The organism is Bacteroidia bacterium, from assembly GCA_039924845.1.
In the GTDB taxonomy this organism is placed as follows: domain Bacteria; phylum Bacteroidota; class Bacteroidia; order DATLTG01; family DATLTG01; genus DATLTG01.
In genome coordinates this window covers 1-6,022 of sequence record JBDTAC010000043.1, presented here as the reverse complement: position 1 = coordinate 6,022, position 6,022 = coordinate 1, and the positions used below count along the sequence as shown (strand labels likewise).

4 protein-coding genes are annotated in these 6,022 nt (G+C 34.9%); 1 reads left to right on the top strand and 3 read right to left on the bottom strand.

Translation table 11 applies throughout. From position 1 onward, the window contains the following. Positions 1 to 178: 178 nt before the first annotated feature. Entirely contained in the window at positions 179 to 364 is a 186-nt protein-coding gene (locus ABIZ51_04740) for a hypothetical protein (GenBank protein MEO7088083.1), read from the bottom strand. Positions 365 to 651: 287 nt separating this feature from the next. Then, complete coding sequence (locus ABIZ51_04735) at positions 652 to 1,290, bottom strand: superoxide dismutase (GenBank protein ID MEO7088082.1); 639 nt, start codon at positions 1,288 to 1,290, stop codon at positions 652 to 654. 509 nt (positions 1,291 to 1,799) lie between these two features. On the opposite strand from ABIZ51_04735, the gene ABIZ51_04730 reads away from it, so the two are divergent. Continuing rightward, the gene (locus tag ABIZ51_04730; GenBank protein MEO7088081.1) at positions 1,800 to 4,031 is read left to right on the top strand and encodes a S9 family peptidase; all 2,232 of its coding nucleotides are present in this window, start codon (positions 1,800 to 1,802) and stop codon (positions 4,029 to 4,031) included. Positions 4,032 to 4,073: 42 nt separating this feature from the next. On the opposite strand, the gene ABIZ51_04725 is transcribed toward ABIZ51_04730, so the two are convergent. After that, the gene (locus ABIZ51_04725) at positions 4,074 to 5,879 is read right to left on the bottom strand and encodes a UbiD family decarboxylase (protein MEO7088080.1); all 1,806 of its coding nucleotides are present in this window, start codon (positions 5,877 to 5,879) and stop codon (positions 4,074 to 4,076) included. Between the last annotated feature and the right edge of the window lie 143 nt (positions 5,880 to 6,022).

Below are 6,022 nucleotides of genomic sequence, written 5' to 3'. Positions count from 1 at the left end.
TACCAAAATGATTTATGCGCAAATCCTCGTCCGATGGGCTTATCTGAGCGATCCATTTTGAAAGAACACTTTCTTTGTTTTCTTTTTTTGCAATTCCCACCTGGTGGTATTTTGCAGCAATATGAATTGTTTCCATAGTTTTATTTTTTTGATTATTCAAAGATACCTTGAGGCTTCTTTATGATTTTCGGGATTTGGTTTTTTGTAAATTATTGATTTTTTTAATTCTATGCTTCAATGGTTGTGGATGCATACGCACGGCTGTAGTTCTTTGTTCTTCATATTCTTCAGGCATCGGAGGATCTTTTTTTACTTTATCTTTCTTTTTTGAAGGATTGGATATGCTTGCTTTTTTTGATGGCATAATTTTATATTTTAAAACTTAGGTCATTATGTTTCATTACTTTTTATTCATGCGCTTAAAAAATTTAGCAAGTACGTACCTCTTACTTCCTGGAGGACAACTTGCACTTCCAAATTTAACTCCTGTGCAAACACCCTTTGTACCTCTGCGCTTTATACTTTTTGAAACGGCTTGAATTCACTTTTTCATTGTTTTCCTATTTTTAATTGTGAAAGAATTTTCACAATAATGAATGTTTTTGAAAAATCAATCAGAACAAGTATTTTATTAATTAAAGGCATTTAAATTTATTTACTAACATGGTTGTGAAGCGTCGCTTTACTTCGAGAACTTTCGAAATTATTAGCCACTTCATCCCAGTTAATTACATTCCAAAATGCGGTAATATAATCAGGACGTTTATTCTGATAATTCAAATAATAAGCATGCTCCCAAACATCTAAAGCCAATATCGGATTTCCTTTGGATTCTGAAATATCCATTAATGGATTATCCTGATTAGGTGTTGAGCATATATTTAATTTCTCCTCGCTTATGCAAAGCCAAGCCCATCCTGAACCAAAACGCTTAGTCGCAGCCTTGGCAAATTGTGCTTTAAATTCTTCGAAAGACCCAAAGTCCTTTTTAATGGCTATCGCTAAATCACCTGATGGTTCACCCCCACCTTTAAATTTCATAATCTTCCAAAAGAAAGAGTGATTGAAGTGACCGCCTGCATTATTTCTTATTGCTTCTGGGTATTTGGAAATAGTATTACATATCTCCCCTATGCTTTTGTTTTCAGCATCGGTCCCTTTAATAGCATTATTAAGATTAGTTACATACCCCTGATGATGCTTGGTATAATGTATCTCCATAGTACGTGCATCTATGTTTGGTTCAAGTGCATCGTATGTATATGGTAATTTAGGTAATTCAAAAGACATGATGTTTTTTTTTTAAGGTTATAATTTATTTGTTACATTAAAATTAGAATACAAAAGTGAAGACATTCAACCTTTAAGGTGTTATACATCCATTAAAATATCTTACACATATCACACCTTTTTCATAAAAATCAGTATTTTAAGAAAGATGGAATCTAATGTTATTGTATTATTATTGAAGTTATTTATGGAATTCCTAACAAAAAGTGGGCGAAAACAATTTATGTATAGTTAAAAAAAACAGAGTAATCTAAATGGAAATAACAATGCTTCTTAGCTTATATATTTGCTTAAACCTTGTTATTAATTGGTTCGATAATCGTAACATGGGGGCTACCAACGGGGATTTTTCAAGTGAATTTTGAAAAATCTCTTTTTCTTCTGCTTCTCCCTTCAATTAGCATGAAAATTACGACTATTGTTGGTTAAGAAATTCAATCCATTCCTACTTTATAATCCACCTTTTCTAAAAATATAATTCTACTTTTATCTTTTCAAAAAATTATTTTATGAAACAGACCATCCGAAAAAATATTTTTTTCATCAGCCTTTTGGCGAGCACTTTTACTTTCGCGCAAGCGCAAAACAATCAAATTCCAAAACAAATTACTTTGGAAGATATTTGGTCGAGCTCCACTTTTTATCCGCAATATGTGTACGGATTGCGTTCGATGAACGACGGTGTGCACTATACTTCGTTGGATTATTTAACCGGCGATCCGTCGATTGTAAAATACGATTATGCCACGGGAAAATCTGTGGAAACAGTGGTAAAAGAATCGCAATTGATTCCGAAAGATTCTACTAGGCACATTCACATTGATAGTTATCAATTTTCGGACGACGAAAAAAAGATTTTGATAGCCACTGCTACGGAACATATTTACCGCCATTCTACGCGCGAAACGTATTATGTGTGGGACATTCTCGCAAAAAAATTAACATTGCTTTCTTCTGGTGAAAAGCAGATGTTTGCTCAATTTTCTCCGGATGGAAATAAAGTAGCTTTTGTGCGTGATAACAATCTTTTTGTAAAAGATTTAACAACGAATGTGGAGATGAAAATCACAACAGATGGGCTTTTTAACAATATTATTAATGGTGGAACAGATTGGGTGTACGAAGAAGAATTTGGTTTTGCGCGCGCTTTTTATTGGTCGCCGGATAGTAAAAAAATTGCGTTTTATCGCTTCGACGAAAGTAAAGTAAAAGAGTTTGAGATGAGTGAGTATAAACATCAATTGTATCCTTCTGTTTATAAATTCAAATATCCGAAAGCTGGTGAAACCAACTCGCAAGTGAGCATTCACGTTTACGATATAGCTTCGAAAAACACGTTAAATATGGAAATTGGTGCGGCGCAAGATACCAATCAATACATTCCGCGCGTGCAGTGGACAATGGATCCGAACATTTTGTCGATTGTTAGAATGAACCGTTTGCAAAATAAATTGGAATTGCTTTTTGCAGATGCGACAACTGGAAAATCAAAAATTATTTATACCGAAACCAGCAAAACTTATGTGGATGTAAATGAAGAAGGAGATTCGTATTGCACATTTTTAAAAAACAAAAAACAATTTATTTTATTGAGTGAAATAGATGGTTTTAACCATATTTATTTGTACAATATTGATGGAACGTTGGTGCGACAAATTACGCACGGAAATTGGGATGTGCTTGAATTTAAAGGCGTGGATGAAAAAAACAATACGCTGTATTATACTTCTACGGAAGTTTCGCCAACGGATAAAGATTTGTATTCTATTAAATTAGATGGAAAGGATAAACGAAAATTATCTATTTCGGAAGGTACAAATGATGCGAAGTTTAGTAGTAATTTTAATTATTATTTCAATGAATTTTCTCAAGCAAATACGCCTCCCTATATTACTTTAAACAATGACAATGGAAAAGAAATTCGCGTGTTGGAAGACAACGACGGCTTGAAAAAAATAATGGCAACGTATGCGCTTTCGAAAAAAACTTTTTTCACACTCAAAGATTCTGCTGGCGTTACTTTAAATGCTTGGATGATTAAACCGATTGGTTTTGATTCTACAAAAAAATATCCAGTATTGATGAATGTTTACGGTGGTCCCGGAATAAATACGGTAAATAATTCTTGGCAAGGTCCCGATTATTTTTGGCACGAAATGCTTGCCGAGAAAGGATATATCATTGTCTCGGTAGACAATCGCGGAACGGGAGGAAGAGGAAAAGAATTTAAAGATTGTACCTACAAACAACTTGGAAAATACGAAACAGAAGATCAAATTGATGCTGCAAAATACCTTGGAAAATTAGCGTATGTAGATAAAACGCGCATCGGTATTTGGGGTTGGAGTTACGGCGGTTACATGAGTTCTTTGTGTATTACAAAAGGTGCGGATTATTTTAAAACCGCTATTGCCGTTGCGCCCGTTACCAATTGGCGTTATTACGACAGCGTTTACACGGAACGTTACATGCAAACGCCGCAAGAAAATCCGGATGGATACGATAAAAATTCGCCCATTAATTTTGTCGATAAATTACGTGGACATTATTTATTAATCCACGGAACTGCCGATGACAACGTGCATTTTCAAAATACGGTTGAAATGATTAGTGCCTTAGTAAGCGCCGATAAACAATTCGATTTGTTTATTTATCCGGATAAAAATCATGGTATTTATGGTGGCAATACACGCATTCACTTGTACACCAAAATGACTGATTTTATACTTGCTAATTTGTAAGAAAAAAAAGCGTTTGAAAAATTATTTTTTTGAAGATAATTTTTAGATAATTCCGTGTAAAGAGTTTCCTTTTTCGCCTAATTTATCCACTCGTTTTTCGATCTCTGGATTTTTTTCGAGTATCGGCGAATGATGTGGTTTTATACGTGCATCAATAATTAGAGAACCTTTGCATCCCCAATGTTTATGCTCCACAAACGAATCCATTCCATACACATCGTGCGAAGGATTGCTACGCGTAAATGTAACCCATAAAAAATTATTCAGCGTTTGAGAAACGAAATCGCTGTTGTCGCAAAGAATAATCAATGGGAAATTTTGAAATAGTTCAGCATTCAGCAACGAAATTTGTTTTTCTGTTTTTTCTTCACTTTCAAATTTATCAGCTTCAACAGCAATAATTCCGGGTATTACCAATTTCGGATGACGAAAATCGTTTTGGAAAATTATTTTTTCGAGACTTGTTCCGAGCGTTCTTTTTTTATCTCCTGCGGCAGCAATAATTAATTTACTTCCGCTGTTTAAATCGCTTCCGCTGTAATCCAATGTGTCGATAGTCGTGCGTGTGTGGAAGTGCAAATCTCTTGTAAAATCAACTCTTTCCAATATATGCTGAAAATAATCCGGAATGTTTTTTGAACTTAATTTCGGGTTATCTTCTTTTGCACAAATAAATAAATATTTTGCCAAACTCATTTGTCCGAATCCCAAAATATGATTGGCAATCGTGAGAATTTCTTGTGGTTTTCGCTGTGCGATGTATGGCGTGTAACGCTCGCTACCAATGGCGAGTAGTAGCGGATGAACACCAGCTGCATCTACTGCATTTATTTCGTGTAAGCCAGAGATTTCTTTCGGAAGAATGTTGCCGGTAAGTTCGTGAATAAGCGCTCCAAAAGCCGTATCTTCCTGTGGTGGCCGACCAACCACGGTAAAAGGATAAATGGCATTTTTGCGATGATACACTTTCTCGACACGCATTACCGGAAAATTATGTTTTAAACTATAATATCCGAGATGGTCGCCAAAAGGACCTTCTGGTTTATTTTCGTTCGGAAAAACTTCACCTGTAATCACAAAATCTGCATCGCAAGAAAGCAGAAAATTATTTTTATAAGCATATCGGAATCGTCTGTTGGCAAGTATTCCGGCAAAAGTAAGTTCACTCATATTTTCTGGCAAAGGCATCACGGCAGCCAAGGTATGTGCGGGCGGACCACCAATAAAAATACTTACTTTGAGAGGTTTTCCTGCTACATTGGATTTGGATTGATGCACACCAATTCCGCGATTTAATTGATAATGTAAACCAATTTCTTTGTTCGGAACATAGTCGTTTCCGCTTAATTGGATGCGATACATTCCAAGATTAGAATTCATTACGCCTGGATTTTCAATATCTTCTGTATAAACTTGTGGCAGCGTGATAAACGCGCCGCCATCGTTTTGCCAACATTTAATTTGTGGCAATTGATCGATACTTATTTCGGTGAAAAAAGAGGGTTTGAAAAAATATTTTTTCGGAAGTGCTTTTAATGCTTTCAGCGCAAGCGCTGGATTTCTTAAAATTTGTTGTGGATTATTTTTGAGTTGAATAATTTTTTTTACATCCGTTAAGGTATCGCGAAAAATAAATTTACTTCGCTCTATTGTTCCAAAAAGATTTGAAACAGCCGGAAACTGACATCCTTTTAAATTCTCAAAAAAAATAGCTGGACCTTTTGCTTCGTGCACACGCAAATGAATGGCAGCCATTTCTAAATCAGGATCTACTTCTTCTTTTATCCTGATTAAATGTTGGTTACGCTCCAAATCAGTTACGCATTCTCTCAACGTCTTATACGCCATTTTACTTCTATTTCTGCAAATGTAAATTCTTTTTACTGGCTATTAAAATAATGTATAAAACATTTTGAACAATGCTAAAAATGAGTAATATTGTTAGCATAAATTTAGCTGCTCCATGTTAGAAATATTTTACGAAGGGGGAA